Genomic DNA, 26,544 nt, shown 5'->3' with positions numbered 1-26,544 from the left:
TAGACTAACTTTCCTAATTTATTCTATGAAAAAAATAAAAAAAGGTGCCAGGCAAGCGGCAAGTGACAAGCGGGATGAAAATCCCAACTTGTCACTTGTTACGTGCCTGGCACCTATAGAAGGTAATATGATCCTGCCATTTGCCATTTATAAAAAGATATTTTTTGTTTAGTCCAAGCTCTATAAATCCACAACGCTTTAGAACCTTTTGAGATTTTATATTATCTAATAAGGTAGAAGCTTCTATACGATGAAGCTCCAGCTCTTCAAAGGCATACTGACACACTAGAGATACAGCTTCAGTCATATAGCCCTTTCCCTGAAAGTTTTCATCCATAGAATATCCTAATATTGCACTTTTAAAGACTCCATAAACTATATTAGATAGTTTAACTTTACCTATAAAATTGTCCTTAATAAATATGCCAAAGTCATAACTGTTCCCCATTAAGAACTGTCTATAGCTCTCACTTAAAAGGTTTTTTTGAGTTTCTAAGGTATAAAACTTCTCCTCCCTAAAAGGCTCAAAGTTCTTTAAATGATTTTTATTTTTAATATAATACTGTAACAGTTCTTCAGCATTATGAGGTCCCAGAATCTTTAGGATAATATCTGAGTCACTAATATTCACGGTATTATTTATCTTTAAAGTCTTATACTTTACCGCATCTATTCCGAAAACTAATTCATTTTCATAATGTCCTTCTAAAAATATATTATCTACTAATATGCCCTGAAGCTCCATACCACAATTAATAAAGGCTTCAAGCTGAAGGTTATTTGCCGTATAAATATTTATCTTATGTAAGCTTTGATCTTTAAAAATGGTGGAAATAATACTATTTAAAGAACTTTCTAACAGCTCAAGGTTATCTTTTTTATAAAAGCTTATTCTTAAAGAACATCTTTTATTTTCTTTACTTATATCAAAAATAATGAATCTTCCTGCATTAATCCCTGCTGCATCCTTTATCAAATACTCATTATTAACTCCCTTTAATACTTCTATATGAACATTACTTTTTTCCTTCATCAACTACATCTCCCTAAAAATATAATGAAAAGGTCATATATCATAGGCTTTTAATTACCTTTATAATTAGATATTCATAATGCTTTATCATCGAATCACAACTTTATTTTTCCTTCACAAATATACTTTTAGTATTTTTATATATTAGAATATTAAAGGTTATAGAAACCAAAATACATATAGGTATTAGATAGAAAGCTTTTTGGGCCCCTAGGAAGTCATTACCCGCACCTATTAAGAAGTTTAATATCATCCCTTGAAAGGAAGCGGAAGTAACTAATATTCCTGTTATATAGGAACTACTTACAGGAAAAACCTTGCTTATGCTAGCTATTATAGTAGGGAAGGTAACTGCAAAGAATATTCCAGAGGCTGCCACCAACACCATACCTGATTGTCCCATGATCAATCCTGAGGTATAAAGCAAGAAACCAATGGATAAGGATATGATTATAACGTTAAAGCTTCCAAATTTCTCTACTACAAAGCCCCCTAAAAGTCTTCCTATGGTAAATAACAGAAAGAATCCTGAAAGATATAGGGAACCTTGATTTTCATTATATCCATAAGCGGATTGCATATAGTTTACAAACCAATTAGCTGTACCCATTTCAGCAAAAACATAAAATCCTAAAGCTAACATATAGAATATTATAAGCTTATTAGATAGTATCTCCTTAATAGATAGTTTCTCTTTATCATCTTTTATATGAAGATCCGGAAAAGGTACAAAAAATGAAACTATGAGCAATATTACAAATATTACTGATATGCCTAAATAAATGCTTCTCCAGCCTACTCCTTTATTTAATAAAAAGCCAAAAGTCCTTTGACCTATGGTAGAACCAAAGCCATAAAAAAAGTGCAGAAGGTTCATAACTAAGCTCTGCATGCTTAAAACTAAAACAGGAAGTACTGTATTGCTTGCTATCCCTGCAAGAGCTAACCCTGCACTGTTCAAGGATATCCAGAAGGTAAGCATAGCAAAGTTCTTGCTGAAAGACATCATTATTAGGGTTATTAATAATACCGCTAGTCCTGAGATAAATACCTTTTTTTGACCTATTTTCTCACATAGGTACCCTCCAACAAAGGTAGATATCATATACATCGCTGTAGTACCTATAATCATATAGGATATCTCTTTATTACCCACAGCAAAATTTTCTTTAAAACCAGGTACAAAAACACCTTTTGTATTTTCAGTTATAGCTGCCATTATCATAGCTGCAAAAAGCATGATAAGCGCAGCTGGATAAGCTGTTTTTATTCTTTTATTCATTTTTCCCTCCAATATTTAGGATATTTAACTACATATCCTATAGAAATTCAAGTAAATTATAGCACAAAAAATCATAAATTCTAAGGTGGATTTTTGATTTTCCATAGCTTACTAATGCAATATATCTATCTGGAGAAAATCAATAAACATTTATATTAACTTCTTTTATAATTATTATCATGATATAATTTCACTATATTCCATTAATGTTAATTATATACTTTTCAAAGAGGTGTTATTTAAATGTATTCAAGAAAAAAGTGGATAATATCTGTAATAATTTTTATTGTAATTATATTATTTATTCCTTTGATATATCAAAGAATGAATAATATAGGTAAAATATCTATATTAATACCAAAGCCCAAAAAAATAATTATTTATAATAATAATAAAAATATAACTATAAATGAAAAGGACAAAAATTTTCACGAAATTCTTAGATTAACATCTGAACGTTTAAAACCCACACAGGAAAGTAAAAAAATAATTAATTCACCTAATGAGGATTCACTTTTAAAAGAAGTGTCTAATTCTAAATATGCTTGGAGATGTATTGAGTTTATCTATGATAAACCAACATCATTTAAATTTCACTTAAATACTTATGAAGAAAAAGAAATTAAGTTTAAAAAAGTATTTTTTCTTGTAAGCGCAGAAACCCAACAGGATTTTGGCACAAACATGATTTATGGTGAAGAAGAATATACTTCTGAAATAAAAAATATAAATACAGATAGTAAAATAATGACTAGGTTATTAAAAATTGTAGAGCAAGAGGTGCCTTATAGATAACATTATTTAATATAATTTTGCTTCATGCCTTTACCATGATTATTTTTCATTGCATATAAATGCAAAAAGCTGATAAACTTAATATATTGATTTTAATTAAAGAAAGGTGATTTTTAATGAACAAGCAAAACATAAATAAAGTAAAGCTCTTTTTGCTTGGGCTTCAAGGCAGGTTCAGTGAGAACTCTTCTATATTTAAGGATATATTGGTTACATATTCCGCTGGATTAAAAGAGTTCAAAGGCAAAGGCATATATGAAGAAGGTTCTATAAAATATAATTTTAATGGTAAAACAGAGATATTTTCTTTAGAAGAGTTGTTTGAAAAGATAACAGAAGAAGCAGAGAAATACGAAACTTTAACCCTACTCTACAGAGAAAGAGGTACAGAACTTTTAATTTCAGCAGATAACAAGAATGTAAAAATGAATACCACTGAGGTTAAGGAAGAAGAAGATATTCCAAAGGCTTCTGTATCTTCTAGCATTAATAACCTGCATTACACAGAAACCTCTACCCTTTTAAATAGAGATTATTATATAAAACCTGGAAAAGCTGATGCTCTTTTAAAAGAGATAGGAATAATGACTAAAGAAGGTAAAATCAAAAATGATAGGATAAGAAAATATAATCAGATAGATCACTATGTTGAGCTTTTAGAAGGAATTTTAGATTCTCTTCCAAAAAATGAGGTTATAAATATTTTAGATTGCGGATGCGGTAAATCTTACCTCACTTTCGTGCTTAATTACTATTTAACAGAAGTAAAAAGAAGAAAATGTCACTTTATAGGCATAGATATATCGGAGCAGGTAATAGCCTCCTCTAAAAAAATGGCAGAAAACTTAGGTTATAGGAACATGGAGTTTTATGCTATGGACATAAACAGCTATGAACCTAAAAAGAAGGTACACGTTATTATATCCCTACACGCGTGTGATACAGCAACGGATATGGCTTTAGCAGCAGGAATAAAAATGAATTCTGATTGTATAATAGCAGTACCTTGTTGCCATAGGGAGCTTCTAAACCAATATAATTATGAACCTTTTAAAGGGGTATTAAAGCACGGAATATTAAAGGCCAGAATGGCAGATGTGCTTACAGATGGTATGAGATCCATGCTTTTAGAAGCAAAAGGCTACGAGGTATCTATAGTGGAATACATTTCTCCTTTAGAAACTCCTAAAAACTTAATGATTAGAGCTATAAAAAAATCTGATGAAAATCAAGATGCCATGGATGAATACTATAATCTTATGTCCTCACTAAATGTATATCCAGCTTTGTATGCTTATATAAATGAATATTAAAGATAAATGGTATAAATGAGATAATTAAAGGAAACTTCTTCTCCTCACCTAAAGCTTTTAAAAATAAGGGGATGTCGCTTTAGGTTTTACGAAGAAGTAAGCGACTGCGCCAAATCGTAGATTTGGAATGTCTGCTTATCATACTATCACCAGCATATAAATATACTTAGTAATAAATACTTATGCAAGGTGAAGGACATGAAAATGAGATTTAGGCTTCCTTTTAAATTTAAACTTATGGTTATTTTAGCTTTTAGTGCTTTGCTTATTACTTCAGGCGTTTTTATAGGTAATAAGTTTAAACCTACTGTAAAGCAATATAAATCTGTGCCTCTTTCCCCTGAGGATAATAAGTCTGCACTTAAATTTCAGCTTCAGGAATCCATAGTAAATGGTATGTCCAAAAAGATGGAGTTTATCCCTTTAGAAGTAGACCTTACAGAAAAAATAATAATAGATGAAAGCTGGGGACAGCTTGCAGTTTTTAAAAAATTACAAAACATAGAGTATTTTGGTAAGGGGATTTATGCCATAGATTTATCTACCATTACCAAGGACTCAGTAATAGTAGATACCACTAATAATGCCATTACCATATACATTTCTAAGCCTTTTGTTAAAACCTGCAGCCTTCAAGAAGAAAAAACTTTATTTCAAAGTACTGAAAAAGGTTTGCTTAGATTTGGTGAGATAACCCTTACCTCCCAGGAGCAAATGGCTATAAATAAAGAGGTTAATGAAAGAATGATGGAAAGGATGAAAGACAAGGAACTAAACTCAAAGGCCATGGAAAGCAGTAAGATAATGATTAGGGACTTTATTCTATCCTTATCTGAAGCGCTTATTCCACAGCCTTATGAAGTTATTATTGAATTTAAATTATAGTTCTAACATATCCCTAATAACTACAGAAGCTATAATCATACCAGCTACTGGAGGCACGAAGGATACGCTTCCTGGTATTTGCCTTTTAGATGAGCATTTTTTAGTACCTCCAGTGCATACACATCCGGTTTTACAAGTTACCACATCTTCTACGTTAGGTTTCATAGGTACCTCTTCTGAGTAAACTACCTTTAAAGCCTTAACCCCTCTTTTTCTAAGCTCATATCTCATGACCTTTGCTAGAGGACAAACCTTAGTTTTATATATATCCGTTACTTTAAACTGTGTTGGGTCAAGCTTATTCCCTGTACCCATAGAACTTATTATCTTTATATTTTTATCTTGGCAATATACCGCAAGAGCCAATTTAGCTGTGATAGTATCTATAGCATCCACCACATAGTCCACATCTTCCGTTACTATATCCCCAATATTATCTGCAGTTACAAAAACCTGGTGAGTAATAACCTCACATTTTTTATTTATGGAAAGTATTCTTTCCTTCATAACTTCTACCTTGCTTTTACTAAGGGTGTCATAGGTAGCATGAATCTGCCTATTTAAATTAGTTAAACATACGGTGTCATCATCAATAAGTACAAGTGTCCCCACTCCAGATCTAGCCAAAGCTTCTACCGTAAAGCTTCCTACACCGCCTATTCCAAAAACTACCACCTTACTATTTCTTAACTTTTCTAAACCATCTTTACCAATTAGAAGCTCAGTTCTGGACAATGAGTGCTGAAGCATATCTTCCCTTCTCTCCTTTAGTGTTTATTAACATTGAATATTATATTATAATAATAAAGAATAAGAAAGAAAAAATTGAGAATTAATGAATAAGTAAGAAGTAAGAATTAAATTGTAAAAAAACTCTGTGAGTTTCATCCTTAACTCTTACCTTTTCACTCTTACTTCTTACCTCTTAACTCTCCTACAAATTCTCAATTAATACGGAGGTATTATGTTTGATTTAGAAAATTGTATAGGATTTTTAACAAATGTTCAGGCGAAGAAGTTGGCGGAGGCTTTTAATAATAGATTGATGGATAAGGGGATTACAAGGGTTCAATGGATTGCTCTTTATTATTTGGATAGATATGAATCCTTAAGCCAGATGGAACTGGCTGAAAAATTAAATATAAAGCCATCTTCCGTGGTGAGACTTATGGATAGAATGGAAAGAGACGGCTTGGTTGAAAGAGTAAAAAATCCTGAAGATAGAAGAGCATATAATTTAATTTTTACGGATAAAGGAAGGGAATTTTGGGATACTATAAAAGGAGAAGGTGAAATAATGGGTGACATTTTCACTAAAGATATTTCTCCTGAAGAGTTAAATGTGTTTATTAATGTATTAGAAAAAATGGTAGAAAATATTAAATAATTATTTAACAAAGTCTATTGATTAGCACCCTAATAATTGCTATACTAATTATTAGACAAGTAACTGTTTTCAAAACATATTATTAGGAGGGTATATCATGAGTAATAATCCAAGAGAAATGCTTAACAGCTTTATGCAAGGTCTAGAAAATTTAGGCAGCACCAATAAGGAAAATTTAGATGCTTTTATGGGCTTATTAGGAACAACCTATGCTCCTAAAAATCTTGATACCAAAACTAAAGAATTAATAAGTATAGGTGTGGCAGCTTATAACAGATGTGAGTATTGCATAGTATTCCATACATATAAGGCATTAGAAGCAGGAGCTTCAAGAGAAGAGATAATGGAAGCTGCTATGGTAGCAGTAGCCTTTGGTGGAGGTCCTTCCATGGCTTACTCAGTAACCTTATTAAAAGATTCTATAGACGAATTTGAAAAAGACTTTAAATAAATTTTAATTAAACATAGAGGCTGTCCAATTTTGTGACAGTCTTTTTTAACATGGAGGTTAATCATGGAAATTATTCTTGATAAAATAAGTGGTCACACAAAGCAAGGTAAAATATGTAAAGTTCACGTTAGTGAAGGGGATAATATAAACTTAGGAGATAAGATTATATCCATTGAAAGTAATAAAGGCAGCGTAGATTTCAAGAGCACTGTAAAAGGTATAATAAAAAGTTTAAAGGTTAATGTAGGAGATATGGTGAATGTAGGACAGGTTATAGCTATGGCGGAAGTTTCTGAAATCAGCACTACTTCAGAATCTGCCAGCGATTCAGCTAAAGCAGCTAACAAAAATCAAACTTCTTCTCCTTCCACCTTTAATTATATGGCAAATCTTTTAAAGCCTAAAAAAGAGGAAACAGAATGTAAGGTAGTAGTATTAGGCGGAGGTCCCGGTGGATATGTGGCTGCCATTGAAGCTGCAAAGCTTGGAGCAAAGGTTATATTAATTGAAAAAGAACATCTAGGAGGAACCTGCTTAAATCACGGTTGCATACCTACTAAGGTTTTAGTTCGAAGCGCAGAGGTATACAGCAATACAAAAAATGGAGCAGAGTTTGGAATAGAAGCTGATAATGTAAAATTAAACCTACCTAAAGTTTTAAACCGTAAAAATAAAATAGTGGATGAGCTTAAAGGCGGTATAGGTTATATCTTAAATAAAAGAGATGTAAGAACCATTTATGGTGAAGGTAAGATACTAGATAAATCCACTGTTTTTGTAAAAGAAGGTAATAAAGAAATAACTATTAAAGCAGAAAATATAATTATAGCTACAGGCTCAGAGTCCATAATTTTACCTATTAAAGGACATGATCTTCCTGGGGTAATAACCAGTAAAGAAGCATTAAATCTAGATAAGCTACCTGAAACCATGGTAATTATAGGTGGTGGAGTTATAGGTATGGAGTTTGCCTTTGTATATGCTGAGATAGGCTGTAAGGTTACTGTTATTGAATATTTTGACTCCATATTAGCCACCTTAGATAAGGATGTTATAGAGGTAATTGAGGGTAAGGCCAAAGAGTTAGGCATAAAGCTTTATACCGGAGCTAAGGCAGAAGAAATAATAAAAGAGGAAAATAACAAATTAATAGTATCCTTTAGTGAAAAAGACGAGAAGAAATTTGTTACAGGGGATAAGGTTCTCATGTCCGTAGGAAGAAAGCCTGTAATGGATAAAGAGGAACTTAAAAACATTGGTATAGCATTGACTAAGGGTGATAGAGCCATAGAAGTAAATGACAAAATGCAAACCTCCGCAGATGGTATCTATGCCATAGGTGACGTAACTAATAAGCTTCAACTAGCCCATGTAGCCTCTCATCAAGGGGTGGTGGCAGTGAAAAATATTATGGGGCAAGAGACTTCCATGGATTATTCTGTAGTACCTAGCGCCATATTTACTTCTCCTGAAATAGCTGTAGTGGGCATTACAGAAAAGGAAGCACTAAGCAAGTCTATGGAAATAGAAGTAGGTACCTTCCCTTTTGCAGCCAACGGTAAAGCTTTAATTTATGGAGAGAGTAGTGGCTTTGTTAAGATAATTAAGGATAAAAATACTGGAGTGATTTTAGGAGGAGCAATTATAGGACCTCACGCTACAGACTTAATAGCTGAAATTGCTTTAGCGGTTAAAAATAAATTAACGGATGAAAATATAATAGAAACCATACATGCTCACCCTACCACAGCGGAATCCTTACATGAAGCAGCTCTTGAATTACATGGAGGAGCAATACATTTTGTTAAATAAATTAAAGGCAAAGGTTGTATATTCTAATAGCTATGACCCATGGTTTAATCTAGCTTTGGAGGAATATCTGCTTAACTCCATAAGTGAAGATGAAGTGATTTTCTATTTATGGCAAAACCAAAATACCGTAGTTATTGGCAACAATCAAAACTCTTGGAAGGAATGCCGTATAGATGAACTTAACAGTGATGATGGAAAACTAGTTAGAAGGCTATCCGGTGGTGGAGCAGTATTTCACGATTTAGGTAACTTAAACTTCACCTTTTTAGCTAGTAATGATAATTTTGATATAAATAAACAGCTTCATGTAATATTACATGCTTTAAAAGACTTCGGCATAAATGCTGAGTTTTCTGGTAGAAATGACATTGAAGTATTTGGCAAGAAGTTTTCCGGCAATGCTTTTTACTATGGTGATAAGGGAAATTATCACCATGGTACCTTGCTGGTAGATGTAAATATGTCTAAGCTATCAAAATACCTAAAGGTTTCAGAAAGTAAAATTAAGTCTAAAGGCATTGACTCTGTTAAAGCTAGAGTGATCAACTTAAAAGAAATAAATCCTCTACTAATCATTGAAGATTTAAAAACCTCTTTAGTAAGAAGCTTTTGTGAAGTTTATAGTGTATCTCCAGAGGAATATGTGGTAGATGAAAGCACAGAGGAAATTAAAGAACTATACGAGAAATACTCCTCTTGGAACTTTATATACGGAGAGTCTCCAGAGTTTGACATAGAATACGAAAATAGATTTTCCTTTGGTAATGTACAACTATGTTTAAAAGTAAATAACGGCACCATTACCCAATGCAAGGTATTTACAGATGCCTTAGACACTATATTTCCTACTATCATAGAAACCGCACTAAAAGGTGTCCCTTTCCAAAAAGAAGCAATAATAAAAGCAATTCAAAATACACAATCTAAAACATCCTCTAGCATTATAGAGGAATTTATTATAAAATGGATAGGAAATTTAATTTAGAATGGTAAACTAATTTAGAATTTAAAATTTAGAATGTAGAATGAAGGATATTTTTCTGATAAAAAGAATCAGAAAAACTTAAAATTTATTTAAAGCAAAGAAAGGAACCCTTCAGGCTTCCTTTCTTTACGCTTTTAAGCTCCAAAGGAGTTTAATATTATATTCATTAAAATTCCGTCAGGAATTTTTTCCTTCATTTTAAATTCTAAATTCTTAATTTTAAATTAAGATGGAGGTTTGTTATGATAGGTATTATAGGTGCTATGAGTGAAGAACTGGAGATATTACTTAAGGACATGGAACTGGATAAAAAAGAAACTAAGGCAAATATGAGTTTTCATAGTGGAAGGCTTTGGGGTAAGGAAGTTGTAGCTGTAGTTTGCGGTATCGGTAAGGTAAATGCTGCAGTGTGTACACAGATTCTTATCAGCGAATATAAAGTTGATAAAATCATAAATGTAGGCGTTGCTGGAGGAATAGGCAAAAACATATATCCTGGTGATGTGGTTATAGCAGATTCACTAGTACAACATGATATGGACACCTCTGTATTTGGAGATAGAATAGGACAGATTCCAAGATTAGACACCTTTGATTTTAAATGTGACCATGAACTTGTAGAAATATCAAAATCCGCTTGTGAAGAAATAAAAGATATAAAAAGCTTTGTGGGTAGAATAGTTACGGGAGACCAGTTTGTGGCAGACTTAGAAAAGATTCAATGGCTTAGCAAAGAATTCGATGCCTTTGCCTGCGAGATGGAAGGTGGAAGCATAGCTCACGTTTGCTATCTTAACCATATTCCTTTTGTAGTTATACGTTCTATATCTGACAATGCTAACAACGGAGCTCATATGGACTTTGAAAAATTTACTCCTATAGCAGTAAAAAATTCCACAAGTATATTAAAGAAAATTATAGAGAAAATAAATTAATGGCCGCCACGTGATTTGTGACTTATTTAAAAGTCATAAATCACGTGGCTCCATTATTATCCAGTACTTTTTAATCTATTAACCCCAAAATTTTGTTTTACTAGTAAAGCTAATACCAATAATTTAATGTTTTCTTATATCAAATAATATTTTACCTTCTCTAATAAGCAAAAGGTGTGCAGCAGCTGGCATTTGAAATTTTTTCTTATTCAAATAAAACCATCCTTTTGTAATGCATTAAATTCAACAAATGTATATTAAATATCCATCCGTAAAACCAATGGATATGCTTTGTTACTTATAGATATAAGAATTATTTGTTGATACCTTCTTTAACCTTATAAAATAATGTAACTATTAATGCTGAAATTACGGCAATAAACACAAAGAAAAAACCCACTGGTATCAAATAAAATGGCTCTATAACTCTACCGTCAGGGGCAATTTCTGACCCAATAATATTAAAAGCCATCATACATGCAATACCTATAATAAATGATACCAAAGAAAAAATATACTTTTTCATAAAAACTTCCTCCTATTTAATTAAATATTTTTATTTTAATAACAGATATATTATTTTAACCTATCATCATCCTCATCTACATACTCCAAAATATCACCTGGCTGACAATCTAATATTTTGCATAAGGAATCCAGTGTAGAGAAACGAGTTGCTTTTGCTTTACTATTCTTTAAAATGGAAAGATTAGCCATAGTTATTCCCATTTTTTCTGAAAGCTCTGTAGAATTAATCTTTCTTTTAGCCATCATCACATCAAGATTCACTATAATTGGCATAATAACATTCCTTTCTAAATTGTTTCATCATTCTCCTCTTTAATTTTTATAGCAATCTCAAATAATTGGGATAATACTATGCATAGTAATCCTATTGTTAAGCAAATAATAGTCAATGCAGCAATAGGTAATCCTGTAGGAATATATTTGAATCCTTCCATTGAATAATCTAAATATTTTTCGCATCCTATAATAAAAATTAGTTCACTAAAACAACACATAGAAATAACTTTTAATGATTTAACGCTTTCTATAGAAAAAGGATTGTTTTTAACAACCAAGCCACAAAGCTCTCTTAGCTTAAATAGAGCTATTATATATGGAACTCCAAGTAAATAAATGCAAGTGGAAATGGTTATAACCATTCTATAGTCTGATATAGAATACCTGCTTTTTAAAAAGTCTTTAACAATAAGTGGATTTATCAAATAAAGAATACATGTAATAGAGATTCCTAAAATTACAATTGCATTTAGAATTTTGGGAATAAAATTCTTTCTCACATTATCAACCTCAATTTCTTTGCTAGTTTAAACAGAGTTTCTAAATATGAAACGCTAGGCATAATTATAAATAAAAACAAGCTTTTCTCATACAGTTGTATGCATTTGTTGCAATTCATATCCCTCACCCCTTTTTACTGACTTATTACGGAATACATATTTCTTGTACTTATCATAAATCTTGTAATAACGTTTTTTAACAGAGCATAAACTCATGTTAAGCATATGTGCAATATCATTAAAGGTCAGTTCATGTTTTGTATATCTTAAGGTAAGAATTTGCTTATCTATAATATCTAAGGTGTTTACAAAGTTTTCTATGTTTTCTTTAAGCTCTCTATACTCTAAAACTTCCTCTAGAGAAGACTCCTTAGAACAAATTGAACCAATGTCCTCTATGTTTACACTCTTCACCTTTCCTTCCTTTCTTATATAATCTATAGTTTTATTCCTTGCAATTCTATATAGCCAAGCTGAGAACATATAATCTGGTTTATAAGTAAAAAGCTTGTTATAAGCTAATATAAAAACTTCTTGTGTCAAATCCTCTGCTGTTTCTTTATCTCTCACCATTTGATAAATAAATCTTGCAATGGACATTTCATAACGATTTATAATAAGCTCGAAAGCTTGAACATCACCATTTAGTATTCTTTCCACTATTTCTTTATCCTCCAATAATCTCACCCCCGACCTTTTAAAAGTAAAATTAACAGATATTCTTCTGTATATATCCACGTACTAATCTTAGGAAAAGATTCTTTTAGAATTAAATACTTAAATTAATCTAAATAAACGTTATATTTAAGATTTTATAAATAAAACCACTTTTCACATTATTCAACCTATATATCCCTTTACTGTTTAATGCTATTATAAATAAATATTTATCGTTTGTCAATAAATATTATCTTCAATTCAATATATTATTATTCTTTTTCATTTTACATTTTTATTTAAATGTAAAGAAAAAAACATAGGTATCTCTGTGCCTATTCTAATGGCTTGTATTCAGTAAAAAACTCTACCAGCATATTAAAGAAAATTATAGAAAAGATCAATTAAGGATGGCTGAAAGCCATCCTTAATACTTTTTCCATTTTTGTCCATATAAACCTAACATTTAAACATATACTTCTAACATTAATTCATTCTAAATTAATACAATAATATAATATAATTTACTCATACTAAAGAATAAACAAAAAGTTTCCTAGGGAAATATTATTTTAAATTCAAAATATTTGTTATATGCGTATTTACTATATATAGGTGTAATTTTTAAAATTTTTAGGATAATTATAACCTTTAAGTAAACGTTATCAAAGCAAATACCTAATGTATCTTCAAGTAGATTAATCTCACTTGTTTAATTGTTTAAATTTTGTTTGCACTGAAATTCCCTAACTTTTATATATTCTAGCCTTTATAGTTAAGAACTCTATAACTGTTTAGGAATTTCTGCACATATATGATATAAGTATTAGAAATTAAGTTTTCTATTGCTCTTCAAGAGACTAAGGGATTATTAATAAAGGGGGAAATATTAGTGAAAATGAGTTTTAAAAAATTAACTGCTCTTGTACTCACTCTAGTAACTGGTCTTACAACATTAGCAGGTTGCGGCAGTTCAAAAGATAGCAACCGTACTGATTCGCAAAGTAAATCTAAAAATGTCACTCTTACCTATGCAATTTGGGACAAGAACCAAGAGCCTGGTATGAGGGCTATAGCTGATGCTTTTGAAGCAAAGAATCCAAATATAAAAATAAAAGTGGAAGTTACACCTTGGAGCCAATATTGGACTAAGCTAGAAGCAGCTGCTTTAGGAGAATCTATTCCAGATGTATTCTGGATGCATTCAAACAACTTTGTAAAATATGCTTCTGGTAAGCAATTATTAGATTTAAGTAGCAAGGTTAAAAACACCAATATTATGAGTCTTGATAACTTTCCTAAAGGACTGGTGGATTTATATACGCTAGATGGTAAGAACTATGCTATTCCAAAAGATTACGATACAATAGCTCTTTGGTACAACAAGACTTTATTTGATGAAAATAAAATTTCCTATCCAGATGCAACTTGGGATTGGAACAAGCTTTTAGAAGTTGCTCAAAAATTAACGAATCCTGCTAAAGGTATATATGGTTTTGCGGCTCCTGCAGACCAGCAAGAGGGCTACTATAATTTTATTTATCAAAATGGTGGATATGTAATTTCAAAGGATAAGAAAAAATCTGGTTATTCTTTAAAAGAAACTCAAGAATCTATACAGTGGGAAGTTGACTTAAGCCAAAAATACAAGGTATCACCAACTCAAGATAAATTTGCAGATACAAGCTATGTTCAGTACTTTGAATCAGGAAAAGTTGCAATGGCACTGTTTGGTTCATGGATGGTAAGTCAATTTAAAGCAAATGATTATGTGAAATCAAATTGTGACTTAGCTGTAATTCCTAAAGGAAAGCAAAAAGCTACTATATATAATGGACTTGGAAATGCTGCTTCAGCAAAAACTAAGTATCCAGAAGAAGCTTGGAAGTTCCTTGAGTTCTTGGGTACAAAGGAAGCTAATACTATTCAAGCTGAAAAAGGTGCGGCAATACCTGCCTTTAAGGGGACTGAACAACCTTGGATTGCCTTCTCCAAAGAATTCAATTTGAAGGTTTATCCAGAGATGTTGGATTACGGTGTTATCTACCCTAACTCCAAGACTCAATCCAAATGGGAACAATTAGAGACAGATACATTTAAAAAGGTATGGATGAAAGAACTTACAGTTGAAGATGGCTGTAATCAACTAGCTAAGAAAATGGATGAACTTTTAGCAACTGAAAAGTAGTTTATTTAGATAGCAATTGGTACTTTAAGTACTAATTGCTATGCTATTAATAAGGGATAGTTTATATAAAAAGGAGGAATTGGAAAGTGAGGACACAAATAAACACTAATACTGGAGTCCTATATAAGAAACCTAAACTAAAAAAGAAAGATTTAAAAGATTATTGTTGGGCATATTTTATGATTGCCCCTACAATAATAGGACTTATAATACTAAATGTGTGGCCTATAATTCAAACCTTTTGGTTAAGTCTGCATAAAACTATGGACTTTGGTTCTAATGAATTCGTTAGATTAGATAATTATAAATATTTATTACAAGATACTGCTGTAATGCAGGCTGCTGCTAATACATTTAAGTATGCTATAATAGCTGTCCCAGTAGGGATAATTTTTTCCTTAGCAATTGCTGTACTATTAAACTCTAACATTAAGGGTAAATCAATATACCGTACAATATACTTTTTGCCCATGGTTTCAGCTCCAGCTGCTATAGCTATGGTATGGAAGTGGATGTATAACACTGAGTTTGGACTTTTTAACTACTTACTTTCTTTAGTAGGAATTAAGGGGCCAAGTTGGCTCACAAATCCTAATATAGCCTTAGGCGCAATAATAGTTGTAGGTATATGGAGTTCCATTGGATATAATATGGTTATACTTCTTGCAGGCCTTCAAGAAATACCAGCAACATTTTATGAAGCAGCAGAGATTGATGGTGCTGGTCCTTTTCGTAAATTTTTCTCTATAACACTCCCTTTATTATCGCCTACAATGTTTTTTGTAGTTGTTACTACTGTTATTAGTTCACTTCAAGTATTTGACTATATATTTATGATGATAGATAAAACTAATGCAGCTATGGAAAAAACTCAATCATTAGTTTACTTATTCTATAAGTATTCATTTGTCATGAATGATAAAGGCTATGGGTCAACAATAATAATGTTTTTGCTTGTAATAGTTATGTTAATAACAATAGCACAGCTTTATTTTCAAAAGAAATGGGTTCATTATCAATAAAGTAAAGAAGGTGTAATAATGAGTATAAAGACAAAGAAAAATAACTTTATTATACATGCAGTACTAATAATAGGTTCTGTAGCTATGTTACTTCCATTCATATGGATGTTTTTAACTTCTTTAAAAACTCTTACAGAGTCTACCACCATACCACCCACTATTATTCCCAAGCGCATGAGGTGGAAAAACTATACAGATGTGTGGAATTTACTTCCTTTCCCAAAGTTTTATTTAAATACTATATTAATGCTTATTGGAAGAATTGCTGGTTCAGTATTCTTTAGCGCTATGGCAGCTTACGCCCTTGCTAGGATTAAGTTTCCTGGAAGAAATCTTTTTTTTATGATAGTTCTTCTACAGATGATGGTACCTGGACAAATATTTATAATTCCGCAATATCTTTTAGTTGCTAAGTTAGGTTGGTTAAATACTGTTAAAGCACTAATTGTGCCTGGCATAGTAAGTGCATTTGGTACATTTCTCTTAAGACAGTTTTATCTTGGAGTGCCTGATGAATTAGAAGAAGCAGCTATTTTAGACGGCTGCAATAGATGGCAGATTTTCTGGAAAATAATGATGCCACTTACAAAATCAGGCCTTATAGCTCTTGGCATATTTACCTCATTATTTGCTTGGAAGGATTTAATGTGGCCATTAATAGTAAATATGTCCATAGAAAAGATGCCCCTATCATCAGGACTTGCTTCTTTGCAGGGACAATACTCAACTAACTTTCCACAACTTATGGCAGGTTCAATGATAGCTATATGGCCTATGCTTATAATATTTATTATCTTTCAAAAACAATTTATTCAGGGGATTGCTACCACTGGATCAAAGAATTAATAGCTTTAAAGTAAGCTGTATTCTAAGCATGAAATTACTGCATAAAATACAGCTTTTTTATTATAATAAAAATCCTTTATATTTATATAACTTTATAATGAAATTAACTACTTCCTCTAAACAAATTAACTCTAAAACCTGTTGATTAATTTTCTCTTCTATATTTTTTTACTAAAGTATATAATGCATTGTTTAACCCTTTAGGGGGTTTATATACTCACTAGGGGAGTAACCTTTTACCTTCTTAAAGACCTTTGAAAATACCAGTTGGTCAGAATAGCCTACCGACCGTGATACATCTCCTATTCTTAGGTTTTTGTTCTGCTTGAAAAGTTCACACGCCTTATTAATTCTATATCCAATTAAAAAGCTTTCTGGGGACATGTTTAGTGAATTTTTAAAAATACTACTGAAATAGCATCGGTTTAATCCCACGTGGTCAGCAATGCTTTGTACAGATATGCTTCTTGAGTAATTCATTTCTATATATTCAATAGCTTTTTCAATATATTCATACTTGTAGTTAGAGACTTCTTTAATTTCTGCTTCCTCAATAAGTATTGATAAAAGCAGATATAAATAGCCTAGCATCCTAACTTCCCTTGCATGCTGAAACTTTGAACATTTAAAAATATTATTTAAATAGTCAGAAACTATTATTGAGTTTTTTGTTTTTATTATAGGATTATGATTATCTAATCCCATTCTTCTTATGTACTCATTAGCCTTTAACCCATTAAATCCTACCCATATATATTCCCATGGTTCTTTTTCATCAGCTTCATAATAAGTTATATCTCCAGGACATATTAAAAAGCCTTGGTTTTCTTTTATGTCAAAGGTGAGATTATCTATATAGAACTTTCCAGCCCCTTTAGTAACGAAGTGGATTAGATAATGATCTCTAACAGCTGGACCATAAGAATGTTTAGGTTTACATTTTTCCCACCCACACTGATAAACTATGAGATTAGAATCATACTTGTTGGTTATTTCTAGGAACAGCTCTTCCATTAATAAATTATCCATAGAAAACCTCCTGAAATTTCAAAATATATTGTAACATTTAACTATACACTAATAACATTATACCATATATATTTTTCAATATTCTCATTATAATAATAATTAAGATAATAATAATCAATGGAGGGATATTTATGACAAAGATAGCTTTTATGGGTGCTGGAAGCACAATATTTGCAAAAAATGTACTGGGTGATGTTATGCTAACTTCTTCACTTTGTGATTCAGAAATAGCACTTTATGACATAGACCCTAAAAGGTTGAAGGAATCAGAAATAATTCTAAACAATATAAATAAAAACTCAAATAGCGGTAGAGCAAAGATTACATCCTATAGTGATAGAAAGGAAGCTTTAAGAGGAGCAAAATATGTGGTAAACGCAATTCAAGTAGGAGGTTATGAGCCCTGTACTGTAACCGATTTCGAAATTCCTAAAAAGTATGGTCTACGTCAAACCATTGGTGATACCTTAGGTATTGGAGGAATTTTTAGAGCCTTAAGAACCATACCTGTACTTCTTGATTTTGCTAGAGATATGGAGGAAGTTTGCAAGGATGCATTGTTTTTAAATTACACCAATCCTATGGCTATATTAACTGGAGCCATGCTTAAAAGTACAAGCATTAAAACCGTTGGATTGTGTCATAGTGTACAAGTGTGTGCAAGCCATTTATTAGAAGGCCTAAACATGGATACTAAAGGTGTTCAGTGGAAAATAGCAGGAATTAACCATATGGCTTGGCTTCTTGAAATTACAAAGGATGGAGTAGATTTATATCCAGAGATTAAAAGAAAAGCACTACAGAGAGAAACTCCACATAATGATATGGTGCGCTATGAAATAATGAAACGCTTTGGATATTATGTAACAGAATCCAGTGAGCATAATTCTGAATACATGCCATATTTTATAAAAAGTAAATATCCCAAACTAATTGAAAAGTTTAATATACCTTTAGACGAATACCCTAGAAGATGTGTAGAACAAATAAAAAATTGGCATCAGATGGGTAAGGATTTATTAGATAATAAAAGCATTGAGCATAAACGTACTACTGAATATGCTTCATATATCATGGAAGCTATGGAAACCAATATACCATATAAAATTGGAGGAAACGTATTAAATACTGGCTTAATAACCAATCTTCCTAAGGATGCTGTGGTAGAAGTTCCTTGCCTAGTGGATAGTTCAGGAGTAACACCTTGCTATGTAGGAGAACTTCCCCCTCAATTAGCAGCATTAAACAGAACTAATATAAATACACAGCTTTTAACTCTAGAAGCAGCTATTACAAGTAAGAAGGAATATATCTATCATGCAGCAATGCTTGACCCTCATACTTCCTCTGAGTTGTCCATAGACGAAATAGTCTCTTTATGTGACGATTTAATTGAGGCTCATGGTAATTGGCTACCTAAATTTGTGTAATATATTTATAATTATTTAAAAGGGGAGTGAACAGTAGTTACTCCCCTAGTTTATTATTCAAGTACCTTCAGATAATTTTACGATACTACTTTATTGTTCACTTAAACACATATTACTTCGTGCTTTTAAATAAAACCTTCTTATCTCCCTTTTGTAAGTTATATTTCAAAATTTCAAACTCACCTGCATTTTTTGCTCCCTTAACTATATCTACCATAATAAAATTATCACTGTCCATAAGCTTAGGATAGCTAATTAGGTTGGTATCATTAATATTTATACTATTTACAACCTTATCACTGGTATCTAAAACAACCACCTTTGAACTTCCATTATTGGATTCTTGCTTTAAGGAAATGCCCCAGTTAAAGTAAGAGCTTTCTGTATAAACCGACCCTTCAGAAACAACTCTGGAGTTTAAATCTAAGATAGCTTGATTTTTATAATCGCTTATGATAATTTTACTACCATTTTGTTTAAAATAATCATTTTCATTATAATTTTTTAGGTCAGAAAAAAATATTTTTTCCTTACTTGGATACTCATAAATAGTATTATTTTCTATGGCTAATGCCCTATCGCCTTTAAAGCCTATGGGTGTGCCCTGCAGCTGGATTTTTTCTTTATATTCTGGTGCTTTTAACAAATATTTTTGTTTTCCATAAACGGATAAAGATCCTGTTTCACCTATAAATATATCCTTTATGGCCTCATTCTTAAAATTTCCCACTAGGTATGACTTCCAATTCATAAGGTCAGATGCTGCTACAGTTTCTTCTACCATGTCATATCTTACCATCCATGAACAGTCCATAGACCAATTAACATGTATATCAAATAAGTTACCATTTTGAAGCTTCATGGTTCTGCCTCTGTAGAAGTCTAATAAGTATACTGGTGCTTTTTCACTTTCAGTTAACTTTTTATCTTTATATGGGGTGGAGTTACCTATAACCACATAATTTCCGTCTGGACTAACTTTTATATCAAAACTAGATTTTTCTCCTAACTCTCCAGAGATTCCTAAATCTCTTAAATCTATGGCATTAGTAATCTTATTCATGTCTTGGTTGTAAACCAACAAATGAGTATAATTTCCAAAGATAATATTGCCTTTATCAGCATAATATACATTCCAAGGCATTCCCTTTACAGGAATATCATTCTTAAGTTCCTCTAATTCTTTTAATACATTTTCATGAATAGAATTGGTAGATTCTTTAGATGCTTCGGTAATTGCCAAATTATCTTGGGTAGATTTTTTAGCTTCTTGACCATCACTTGAAGACTTTGAATAGCCGCCTTTGATATTTATTTTATCAATTCCAATCATGCTTAAGGTCTTAGGAAGTAACATAAATACAAAGGAAGCTGCCGCTAAAGTAGCTATGAGCTTTTTATTTCGTATTAAGCCATATTTTAATTTGCTTATTAATTTAGTGTCATATTTATTTTTATCTATACTATCTAAAATACTCTGCTTTTTACTGGTGAAGTTTATTCCTGGAAAAGCTAAAACCTGTTGGAAACTATGAATAGTGGATAATCTTCTTTCATAAATTTCTCTGCATTTGTCACAGCTTTCTAAGTGATTTAACATTTCATTGCTATCTATGCTTCCTAATTCATTTTCTATATAATCCATTAAATTATCAGCGAATTTGTTGCAATTCATAGTCCTCACCCCTTTTTACCAGATTATTGCGGGATAGATATTTTTCGTACTTATCATAAATCTTGTAGTAACGTTTTTTTACTGAAGATAAACTCATGTTCAGCATATCTGCAATATCATTAAAGGTCAGTTCATGTTTTGTGTATCTTAAAGTAAGAATCTGCTTGTCTATAATATCTAAAGTTCTTATAAAACTTTCTATAGTTTCTTTAAGTTCTCTAAATTCTATGATTTCTTCTGGAGAAGATTCATTAGAACAAATTGGACCTATATCATCTAAGTTTACACTCTTCACTTTTCCCTCTTTCCTTATATAATCTATAGTCTTATTTCTTGCAATTCTATAAAGCCAAGCCGAAAATTTATAATCAGACTTATAGGTAAAAAGTTTATTATAAGCCAAAATAAAAACCTCTTGAGTTAAATCCTCCGCGGTTTCTTTATCCCTCACCATTTGATAAATAAATCTTGCAATAGAAATTTCGTAACGATTTATGATAAGCTCGAAGGCTTGGACATCACCATTCAATATTCTTTCCACTATTTCTTTATCCTGCAATAACATCACCTCCGCTGTTTTAAAGTAAAAGCAGCCGATACTTTCCTATATATTTCTACGTATCAATCTTAGGAAAAGATACTTTTAAAATTAAATATTTAAATTTACGTTACATTATATCTACTAAAGCGTCTTCCCATGATTTTTTATAATAAGTTACTGCAAAATTAAAAATTCTAACATTAGTTGATATCTCTTTAAATATTTCTCTTTGAAACTATTCATTAATAGTTTCACCCTCTTATATATGTTCAGCAAATCTAACAATTCCTAAACCTACAATTTTCAATAAAAATATTAGGTAACATTCACAGAATTATATAAATCAATTCTGTGAATGTTACCTAAAAGTATTGCATTATTAATCCAACCCTATTGCTTCTCTTATTTGTGTTTTGTAAACATCAGCTTTAGCTCCATATATAACTTGAACACCATCACTAACTTGTACTACTCCATTGGCTCCAAGCTTCTTCCATAAAGCTGTATCTCCAACTAATACTTTATCTTTTACCTTTACTCTTAATCTAGTAAAACATGCATCTACAGATAATATATTATCTTGTCCTCCCAAGCCTTCTATTATTTCATATAAAATTTCATCTTTAGCTGTTTCTTTTTTACTAACTTGTGTTTCCTCTGTATCTTCTTCTCTACCTGGAGTTTTATAATCAAACTTTAAAATCATATATTTAAACGTAAAATAATATAAGAAGAAAAATGCTGTTCCCAAAATTGGTATCCAAATCCAATTTGATCCTTTATCAGACTGCATAATACCATTAAATATTGTACTTAAGAATGGTCCTCCAAAAGCTGAAGTACCTGGTACATTTACCTGTAATAAATAAGTTAATAAATATGCTAACCCAGCATACAAAGCATGAACTACAAATAACATTGGTGCAACAAATAGAAATGCATATTCTATAGGTTCTGTTATTCCTGTAAAAAACGCTGGAATAGCTGCTGCAATAATTAGTCCTTTAACAAATTTTTTCTTTTCTGGTCTTGCAGTCTTATACATTGCAAAAGCAGCACCTGTTAATCCAAAAGCAGCTATAATAACTTTACCATTCATTACGAATCTAGTGATATTTATATCAAACATTGCAGTTGGAGATGCTAACTGTGCTTGATATATGTTAACTGCCCCTTCTATAGTTTTACCATCAATTAATGCAGATCCTCCTAAACTTGTAAAGAAGAATGGTAAATATACAAAATGATGTAATCCAAAAGGTAATAATGCACGTTCTGCTAATCCATAAATAACTGTGCCAAAAGCTCCTGTTGAATTTATAATAGCGCTAAGGGATGTTAATCCACCTTGAATTATTGGCCAAATTCCTGCCATAACTAATCCTAAAAATACTGAAGCTACTATTGAAATCATTGGCACAAATTTTGTACCACTAAATATACCCAATACTGGAGGTAAGGATATATTATAGAATTTGTTATGTAAAAATGCTACTAGAAAACCTACTATAATACCGCCAAATACTCCTACATCTAAAGAAGGAATACCTAAAACCATTGATTGTCCTGTTTGTAATTTAGCTGGATTTAATTTTCCTAAATCTATTAATAATGTGCTCATTACGTTATGCATAACTATAAAGGATAAAAATGCCGCTAGCGCTGCAACTCCTTTTTCTTTTTTTGCATAGCCTATTGCTATAGAAATTGCAAATATAACTGGTAAATAGCTAAATACTGAATTACCTGCTGCTTTAAATATCTTAAATACCAATTGTAAGAAATGGTTTTCAAGAAAAGGCATAGTTTTTATAAGGTTAACACTTGAAAAAGCTGAGCCTATTCCCACGAGGATGCCTGCTATGGGTAATAGCATAACTGGGGTCATTAGAACTTTACCTAGTTGTTGAAATGCTGAAAAATACTTTGAATTCTTCATTAATATCTCCTCCTTTTTATTGTGGTCGACTTAGCAAAAGCCAAGCCAACCAGTATATTTATTTTAAATCAGGCCAATATCCTTTATTAGCTTCTATTAATTTATCTAAGATCTTTCTAGCCACTTTTGCTGACGGGATTGTTTTATTTAAAGTTAATGCTTCTAATGCTCTTTGGTATGAATTTTCAAATACAGCATCCACTGCAAGCTTTTCAAAGGCAACTTGGTTTTCAATCAATCCTTTATAGAAAGTTGGAATTTCTCCAATAACTATTGGCTCTGGACCCCAGCTTCTTAGGTAGCATGGAACTTCAACCATAGCATCTTTAGATAAGGTTGGTATTGAACCATTATTTTCTACTATAACTAAATATCTATTTCCCTTGTTATATGCTATAGATGCTGCTACATCTACCATGAAATCTCCAAATGCATTAAATAAATCTAAATTTACTTTATGCTTCCCTTTTGATTCATCAATCAGCCTAGCTTCCTCAAACATTTGTTTTTCTCTTCCATCCATAACCATGTTAGCTCTTGTATACTCTTTATTGCTCTTTTCAACAACTTCCTTAGGATACAGATAATATTGTAAATAAGTATTTGGTAAAAAGTCAGGAAAATCTTCTAAAATTTCTTTAAAATTACTCCATGTCTTCTTCCAATCTGGATCCGAATGGTGCTTATCATGTGATGCCGCCAATCCAGACTCTAAAATCTTTTCTCTTAATTCAGGTAACCTATCTACACCATTTTTGTCATATAATTTTGTCCACCAACCAAAATGGTTTAATCCGAAATAAACTGGATCTAATTCGTCATAGCTTTGTAAACCTAACATTTTAGCAAAAGATAATTGAATTGCTACTGGCATATCGCAGATATTTAAGATCTTTTCATTGTTATACTTTCTTCTAGTGGCTTCAGCCACTATAGCTGCAGGATTACTATAATTAATTATCCAAGCATCCTTATTATATTTTCTAATATTATCTATCATTTCAAAAACTCCTGGAATAGACCTTAATCCATATGAAAATCCGCCAGCTCCACAAGTTTCTTGTCCTACTACATCAAATTCTAGGGGAATTTTTTCATCCTTTTCTCTCATTTTTAGTCCACCTTGTCTTATTTGAGCAAAGGCAAAGTCTATATCTTCATATGCTACTTCAGGGTTTGTGGTCACAACATACTCAACCCCTTCTTTTAAGTCCTTTATTAATTGCTTACATATTTTATCTACTACCTTTAATCTTTCTTCACTGATATCATATAGAACTAGCTTCCTCAACGGAAACTCTTCTTGCTTTTCCACTAAACTCTTTATAATTCCTGGAGAATGAGAACTTCCTCCACCTACTATTACAACGCTAAACTTCTTCATAGTTTATATCTCCTCATTATTTAAAATTTGGCCAATATTCCTTATTTGCTTCTATTAACTTATCTAGGACCTTTCTTGCTTTCTTGGCATCAACTATGGTTCTATTTAGTGTTAATGCTTGCAATGCTTTTTCATAAGAACCTTCATAATAGGCATCCACTGTTAACTTTTCATATGCTAATTGTGATTCTATTAAGCCTTTATGGAATACTCCTATTTTGCCTACTGAAAGTGGTCTTGGTCCATTTGCTGTTAATATTGCTGCTACTTCTACCATTGCATCATCTTGAATATTAGATATAGTTCCGTTATTTTCTACAATCACAATAAATATCTTTCCTTGGTTATATGCAATAGATTCTGCAACTTGGATCATAAACTCACTATGAGCATCATTGTGAACCATCTTGCAATTCTTTACTGTTCCTTCTTCTGCAACTTTTCTACATTCTTCAAATACTCTCTTTTCTCTTCCATCCATTACCTCGTTTGCTCTAGTATAATTAGGATTTAATTTTGCCCCTTTATATTGTGGATATAGATAATATTGAAGATAGGTATTAGGCAAGTATTCTGAAAAGTCCTCACATATATCCTGAACCATACCATATGTGTCTAACCATGACTTATCCCTTTGCTCAGCATCCACTGGAAGAAATCCTTTTTCATGTATTAGCTTCTTCAATTCAGGTACAAGATCTTTTCCTTCTTCGTCATAAAGATGTGTAAACCAACCAAAATGATTTAGCCCAAAATATACCGGTTCAAAGCTTTTAGATTCTCTTCCTAAAATTCTTCCATAGGATCTTAGAAGATTTACTGGTTGATCGCATATATTAAGTATTCTTTTATCCTCTGGAAATTCTCTTCTTAAAGCTTCTGCAACTATTGCAGCTGGATTAGTATAGTTTAGTATCCATGCATCTTTAGAATATGTTCTTATATCATTAATTGTTTTTATCATATCTCTTATAGATCTTAGTCCATATGCAAATCCGCCTGCTCCACAGGTTTCTTGTCCTATTAAACCCATACTTAGTGGAATCTTCTCATCTTTTTCTCTCATGGCATATCCACCAGTTCGCATTTGCATAAAAACAAAATCCACATCATTATATGCCTCTTCAACCTTGGTTGTATATTTAAAATCTAGCTCTGGATACTCTTCTTTAAATAATACTTTAGCAAATTCTCCAATTACACTTTGTCTTTCCTCATTTATATCAAATAGCACTAATTTATTTACTGGAAATCTTTCTTTTAACTTACATAATGTTTGCAATAATCCAGGCGTCCAAGTACTTCCTCCACCTACAAGTGTTACATTAAACTTTCTCATTAAACACATCTCCTTTATATAATAAACTGTTGTTTGTTTATCTAAGTACGTTTATAATTATAATGTGATTTAAAAAAATTTAAAATGACTTTGAAAACATTCTCAATTTTATTCAAAAATTAAAAAAGTTTCACTTTGTGAAACTTTTTTCATAATAAAAGAATCAATTTATTATACATATTACTACATAATTTGCATCACCTTAACCACAACTCTTAAGTTAATTTCACCATACCTACAGATAGTATTAACTACTTTAATAAGTAAATTTAGTTACTAATTGCATATTCTTATAGAATTTTTAACACCATG

At 31.4% G+C, this 26,544-nt stretch carries 25 protein-coding genes; 12 read left to right on the top strand and 13 right to left on the bottom strand.

Annotated features, from left to right (window positions below; translation table 11 throughout):
* Positions 1-91: 91 nt before the first annotated feature.
* Together BUA82_RS19930 and BUA82_RS19925 are read right to left on the bottom strand one after the other, a co-directional pair.
* Entirely contained in the window at positions 92-1,033 is a 942-nt protein-coding gene (locus BUA82_RS19930) for a GNAT family N-acetyltransferase (protein WP_073012816.1), read from the bottom strand.
* A gap of 103 nt (positions 1,034-1,136) precedes the next feature.
* Positions 1,137-2,315, bottom strand: coding sequence for an MFS transporter (locus tag BUA82_RS19925; protein ID WP_073012813.1), 1,179 nt, complete (start codon positions 2,313-2,315; stop codon positions 1,137-1,139).
* 243 nt (positions 2,316-2,558) lie between these two features.
* Here BUA82_RS19925 and BUA82_RS19920 point away from each other — a divergent pair, with 243 nt between their 5' ends.
* The 3 genes from BUA82_RS19920 (at position 2,559) to BUA82_RS19910 (ending at position 5,308) form a co-directional block, all read left to right on the top strand.
* On the top strand, positions 2,559-3,110 hold the full coding sequence (locus tag BUA82_RS19920; RefSeq protein ID WP_073012810.1) for a hypothetical protein: 552 nt from the start codon (positions 2,559-2,561) through the stop codon (positions 3,108-3,110).
* Between the two features lie 116 nt (positions 3,111-3,226).
* Positions 3,227-4,423 (top strand): class I SAM-dependent methyltransferase, encoded by a 1,197-nt coding sequence (locus BUA82_RS19915; protein WP_073012807.1) that lies wholly within the window; start codon positions 3,227-3,229, stop codon positions 4,421-4,423.
* A gap of 204 nt (positions 4,424-4,627) precedes the next feature.
* Positions 4,628-5,308 (top strand): DUF4230 domain-containing protein, encoded by a 681-nt coding sequence (locus tag BUA82_RS19910; protein WP_178140791.1) that lies wholly within the window; start codon positions 4,628-4,630, stop codon positions 5,306-5,308.
* On the opposite strand, the gene BUA82_RS19905 is transcribed toward BUA82_RS19910, so the two are convergent.
* Complete coding sequence (locus tag BUA82_RS19905; RefSeq protein WP_073012802.1) at positions 5,303-6,058, bottom strand: tRNA threonylcarbamoyladenosine dehydratase; 756 nt, start codon at positions 6,056-6,058, stop codon at positions 5,303-5,305. The two genes, BUA82_RS19910 and BUA82_RS19905, sit on opposite strands and share 6 nt — an antisense overlap.
* 214 nt (positions 6,059-6,272) lie before the next feature.
* On the opposite strand from BUA82_RS19905, the gene BUA82_RS19900 reads away from it, so the two are divergent.
* From BUA82_RS19900 to BUA82_RS19880, 5 genes are all read left to right on the top strand, one after another.
* Positions 6,273-6,695, top strand: a complete 423-nt coding sequence (locus BUA82_RS19900; protein WP_073012799.1) for a MarR family winged helix-turn-helix transcriptional regulator — start codon at positions 6,273-6,275, stop codon at positions 6,693-6,695.
* A 97-nt stretch (positions 6,696-6,792) separates the two neighbouring features.
* Positions 6,793-7,146 (top strand): carboxymuconolactone decarboxylase family protein, encoded by a 354-nt coding sequence (locus BUA82_RS19895; protein WP_073012796.1) that lies wholly within the window; start codon positions 6,793-6,795, stop codon positions 7,144-7,146.
* Between the two features lie 63 nt (positions 7,147-7,209).
* Positions 7,210-8,958 carry a dihydrolipoyl dehydrogenase gene (lpdA, locus tag BUA82_RS19890; protein ID WP_073012794.1) on the top strand — a complete coding sequence of 583 codons (1,749 nt, stop codon included), beginning with the start codon at positions 7,210-7,212 and terminating at the stop codon, positions 8,956-8,958.
* Complete coding sequence (lplA, locus tag BUA82_RS19885; protein ID WP_207650323.1) at positions 8,948-9,943, top strand: lipoate--protein ligase; 996 nt, start codon at positions 8,948-8,950, stop codon at positions 9,941-9,943. The genes lpdA and lplA overlap by 11 nt, the downstream gene beginning before the upstream one ends.
* A 242-nt stretch (positions 9,944-10,185) precedes the next feature.
* Positions 10,186-10,878, top strand: coding sequence for a 5'-methylthioadenosine/adenosylhomocysteine nucleosidase (locus BUA82_RS19880; RefSeq protein WP_073012790.1), 693 nt, complete (start codon positions 10,186-10,188; stop codon positions 10,876-10,878).
* Positions 10,879-11,191: 313 nt separating this feature from the next.
* Here BUA82_RS19880 and BUA82_RS19875 read toward each other — a convergent pair whose 3' ends face one another.
* The 4 genes from BUA82_RS19875 to BUA82_RS19860 all read right to left on the bottom strand — a co-directional run bounded on the left by BUA82_RS19875 (position 11,192) and on the right by BUA82_RS19860 (position 12,860).
* Entirely contained in the window at positions 11,192-11,404 is a 213-nt protein-coding gene (locus BUA82_RS19875) for a DUF3955 domain-containing protein (protein WP_073012787.1), read from the bottom strand.
* A 50-nt stretch (positions 11,405-11,454) separates the two neighbouring features.
* On the bottom strand, positions 11,455-11,679 hold the full coding sequence (locus BUA82_RS19870; protein ID WP_073012783.1) for a helix-turn-helix domain-containing protein: 225 nt from the start codon (positions 11,677-11,679) through the stop codon (positions 11,455-11,457).
* A 14-nt stretch (positions 11,680-11,693) separates the two neighbouring features.
* Positions 11,694-12,182, bottom strand: a complete 489-nt coding sequence (locus BUA82_RS19865) for a DUF2975 domain-containing protein (RefSeq protein WP_073012780.1) — start codon at positions 12,180-12,182, stop codon at positions 11,694-11,696.
* An 87-nt stretch (positions 12,183-12,269) separates the two neighbouring features.
* The gene (locus BUA82_RS19860) at positions 12,270-12,860 is read right to left on the bottom strand and encodes an RNA polymerase sigma factor (RefSeq protein ID WP_073012777.1); all 591 of its coding nucleotides are present in this window, start codon (positions 12,858-12,860) and stop codon (positions 12,270-12,272) included.
* Between the two features lie 877 nt (positions 12,861-13,737).
* Here BUA82_RS19860 and BUA82_RS19855 point away from each other — a divergent pair.
* The 3 genes from BUA82_RS19855 (at position 13,738) to BUA82_RS19845 (ending at position 16,895) form a co-directional block, all read left to right on the top strand.
* Positions 13,738-15,027: an ABC transporter substrate-binding protein gene (locus BUA82_RS19855; protein ID WP_073012852.1), complete on the top strand. Its 1,290-nt coding sequence runs from the start codon at positions 13,738-13,740 to the stop codon at positions 15,025-15,027.
* Positions 15,028-15,206: 179 nt separating this feature from the next.
* Positions 15,207-16,049 (top strand): carbohydrate ABC transporter permease, encoded by an 843-nt coding sequence (locus tag BUA82_RS19850; protein ID WP_083600047.1) that lies wholly within the window; start codon positions 15,207-15,209, stop codon positions 16,047-16,049.
* 18 nt (positions 16,050-16,067) lie between these two features.
* Entirely contained in the window at positions 16,068-16,895 is an 828-nt protein-coding gene (locus BUA82_RS19845; RefSeq protein ID WP_073012774.1) for a carbohydrate ABC transporter permease, read from the top strand.
* 192 nt (positions 16,896-17,087) lie between these two features.
* On the opposite strand, the gene BUA82_RS19840 is transcribed toward BUA82_RS19845, so the two are convergent.
* Positions 17,088-17,924, bottom strand: a complete 837-nt coding sequence (locus BUA82_RS19840; protein WP_073012771.1) for an AraC family transcriptional regulator — start codon at positions 17,922-17,924, stop codon at positions 17,088-17,090.
* A gap of 131 nt (positions 17,925-18,055) precedes the next feature.
* On the opposite strand from BUA82_RS19840, the gene melA reads away from it, so the two are divergent.
* Positions 18,056-19,354: an alpha-glucosidase/alpha-galactosidase gene (melA, locus tag BUA82_RS19835; RefSeq protein ID WP_073012768.1), complete on the top strand. Its 1,299-nt coding sequence runs from the start codon at positions 18,056-18,058 to the stop codon at positions 19,352-19,354.
* A 112-nt stretch (positions 19,355-19,466) separates the two neighbouring features.
* Here melA and BUA82_RS19830 read toward each other — a convergent pair whose 3' ends face one another.
* The 5 genes from BUA82_RS19830 to BUA82_RS19810 form a co-directional block, all read right to left on the bottom strand.
* Positions 19,467-21,029 (bottom strand): anti-sigma factor family protein, encoded by a 1,563-nt coding sequence (locus BUA82_RS19830; RefSeq protein ID WP_073012765.1) that lies wholly within the window; start codon positions 21,027-21,029, stop codon positions 19,467-19,469.
* A complete protein-coding gene (locus tag BUA82_RS19825; RefSeq protein WP_073012763.1) occupies positions 21,007-21,588 on the bottom strand; it encodes an RNA polymerase sigma factor in 582 nt (193 codons plus the stop codon). The genes BUA82_RS19830 and BUA82_RS19825 overlap by 23 nt, the downstream gene beginning before the upstream one ends.
* A gap of 361 nt (positions 21,589-21,949) precedes the next feature.
* Positions 21,950-23,509 (bottom strand): PTS transporter subunit EIIC, encoded by a 1,560-nt coding sequence (locus tag BUA82_RS19820; protein ID WP_073012761.1) that lies wholly within the window; start codon positions 23,507-23,509, stop codon positions 21,950-21,952.
* Between the two features lie 58 nt (positions 23,510-23,567).
* Positions 23,568-24,893 (bottom strand): 6-phospho-alpha-glucosidase, encoded by a 1,326-nt coding sequence (locus BUA82_RS19815; protein WP_073012759.1) that lies wholly within the window; start codon positions 24,891-24,893, stop codon positions 23,568-23,570.
* A gap of 16 nt (positions 24,894-24,909) precedes the next feature.
* Positions 24,910-26,232, bottom strand: a complete 1,323-nt coding sequence (locus tag BUA82_RS19810) for a 6-phospho-alpha-glucosidase (RefSeq protein ID WP_073012757.1) — start codon at positions 26,230-26,232, stop codon at positions 24,910-24,912.
* Positions 26,233-26,544 lie beyond the last annotated feature (312 nt).

The sequence above is a fragment of the Clostridium amylolyticum genome (assembly GCF_900142075.1).
Classification (GTDB): Bacteria; Bacillota; Clostridia; order Clostridiales; family Clostridiaceae; genus Clostridium_AA; species Clostridium_AA amylolyticum.
This window is presented reverse-complemented; position numbering and strand designations above follow the sequence as displayed.

Bases quoted from the DNA above. Each gene is read 5' to 3' on its own strand.
- melA (WP_073012768.1), top strand. From the start codon at position 18,056: ATGACAAAGATAGCTTTTATGGGTGCTGGAAGCACAATATTTGCAAAA.
- BUA82_RS19915 (WP_073012807.1), top strand. From the start codon at position 3,227: ATGAACAAGCAAAACATAAATAAAGTAAAGCTCTTTTTGCTTGGGCTT.
- BUA82_RS19850 (WP_083600047.1), top strand. From the start codon at position 15,207: ATGATTGCCCCTACAATAATAGGACTTATAATACTAAATGTGTGGCCT.
- BUA82_RS19910 (WP_178140791.1), top strand. From the start codon at position 4,628: ATGAGATTTAGGCTTCCTTTTAAATTTAAACTTATGGTTATTTTAGCT.
- BUA82_RS19830 (WP_073012765.1), bottom strand. From the start codon at position 21,029: ATGAATTGCAACAAATTCGCTGATAATTTAATGGATTATATAGAAAAT.
- BUA82_RS19880 (WP_073012790.1), top strand. From the start codon at position 10,186: ATGATAGGTATTATAGGTGCTATGAGTGAAGAACTGGAGATATTACTT.
- BUA82_RS19875 (WP_073012787.1), bottom strand. From the start codon at position 11,404: ATGAAAAAGTATATTTTTTCTTTGGTATCATTTATTATAGGTATTGCA.
- BUA82_RS19930 (WP_073012816.1), bottom strand. From the start codon at position 1,033: ATGAAGGAAAAAAGTAATGTTCATATAGAAGTATTAAAGGGAGTTAAT.
- BUA82_RS19810 (WP_073012757.1), bottom strand. From the start codon at position 26,232: ATGAGAAAGTTTAATGTAACACTTGTAGGTGGAGGAAGTACTTGGACG.
- BUA82_RS19815 (WP_073012759.1), bottom strand. From the start codon at position 24,893: ATGAAGAAGTTTAGCGTTGTAATAGTAGGTGGAGGAAGTTCTCATTCT.
- BUA82_RS19845 (WP_073012774.1), top strand. From the start codon at position 16,068: ATGAGTATAAAGACAAAGAAAAATAACTTTATTATACATGCAGTACTA.
- BUA82_RS19920 (WP_073012810.1), top strand. From the start codon at position 2,559: ATGTATTCAAGAAAAAAGTGGATAATATCTGTAATAATTTTTATTGTA.
- BUA82_RS19905 (WP_073012802.1), bottom strand. From the start codon at position 6,058: ATGCTTCAGCACTCATTGTCCAGAACTGAGCTTCTAATTGGTAAAGAT.
- BUA82_RS19840 (WP_073012771.1), bottom strand. From the start codon at position 17,924: ATGGATAATTTATTAATGGAAGAGCTGTTCCTAGAAATAACCAACAAG.
- BUA82_RS19925 (WP_073012813.1), bottom strand. From the start codon at position 2,315: ATGAATAAAAGAATAAAAACAGCTTATCCAGCTGCGCTTATCATGCTT.
- BUA82_RS19820 (WP_073012761.1), bottom strand. From the start codon at position 23,509: ATGAAGAATTCAAAGTATTTTTCAGCATTTCAACAACTAGGTAAAGTT.
- BUA82_RS19870 (WP_073012783.1), bottom strand. From the start codon at position 11,679: ATGCCAATTATAGTGAATCTTGATGTGATGATGGCTAAAAGAAAGATT.
- BUA82_RS19895 (WP_073012796.1), top strand. From the start codon at position 6,793: ATGAGTAATAATCCAAGAGAAATGCTTAACAGCTTTATGCAAGGTCTA.
- BUA82_RS19855 (WP_073012852.1), top strand. From the start codon at position 13,738: ATGAGTTTTAAAAAATTAACTGCTCTTGTACTCACTCTAGTAACTGGT.
- lpdA (WP_073012794.1), top strand. From the start codon at position 7,210: ATGGAAATTATTCTTGATAAAATAAGTGGTCACACAAAGCAAGGTAAA.
- BUA82_RS19900 (WP_073012799.1), top strand. From the start codon at position 6,273: ATGTTTGATTTAGAAAATTGTATAGGATTTTTAACAAATGTTCAGGCG.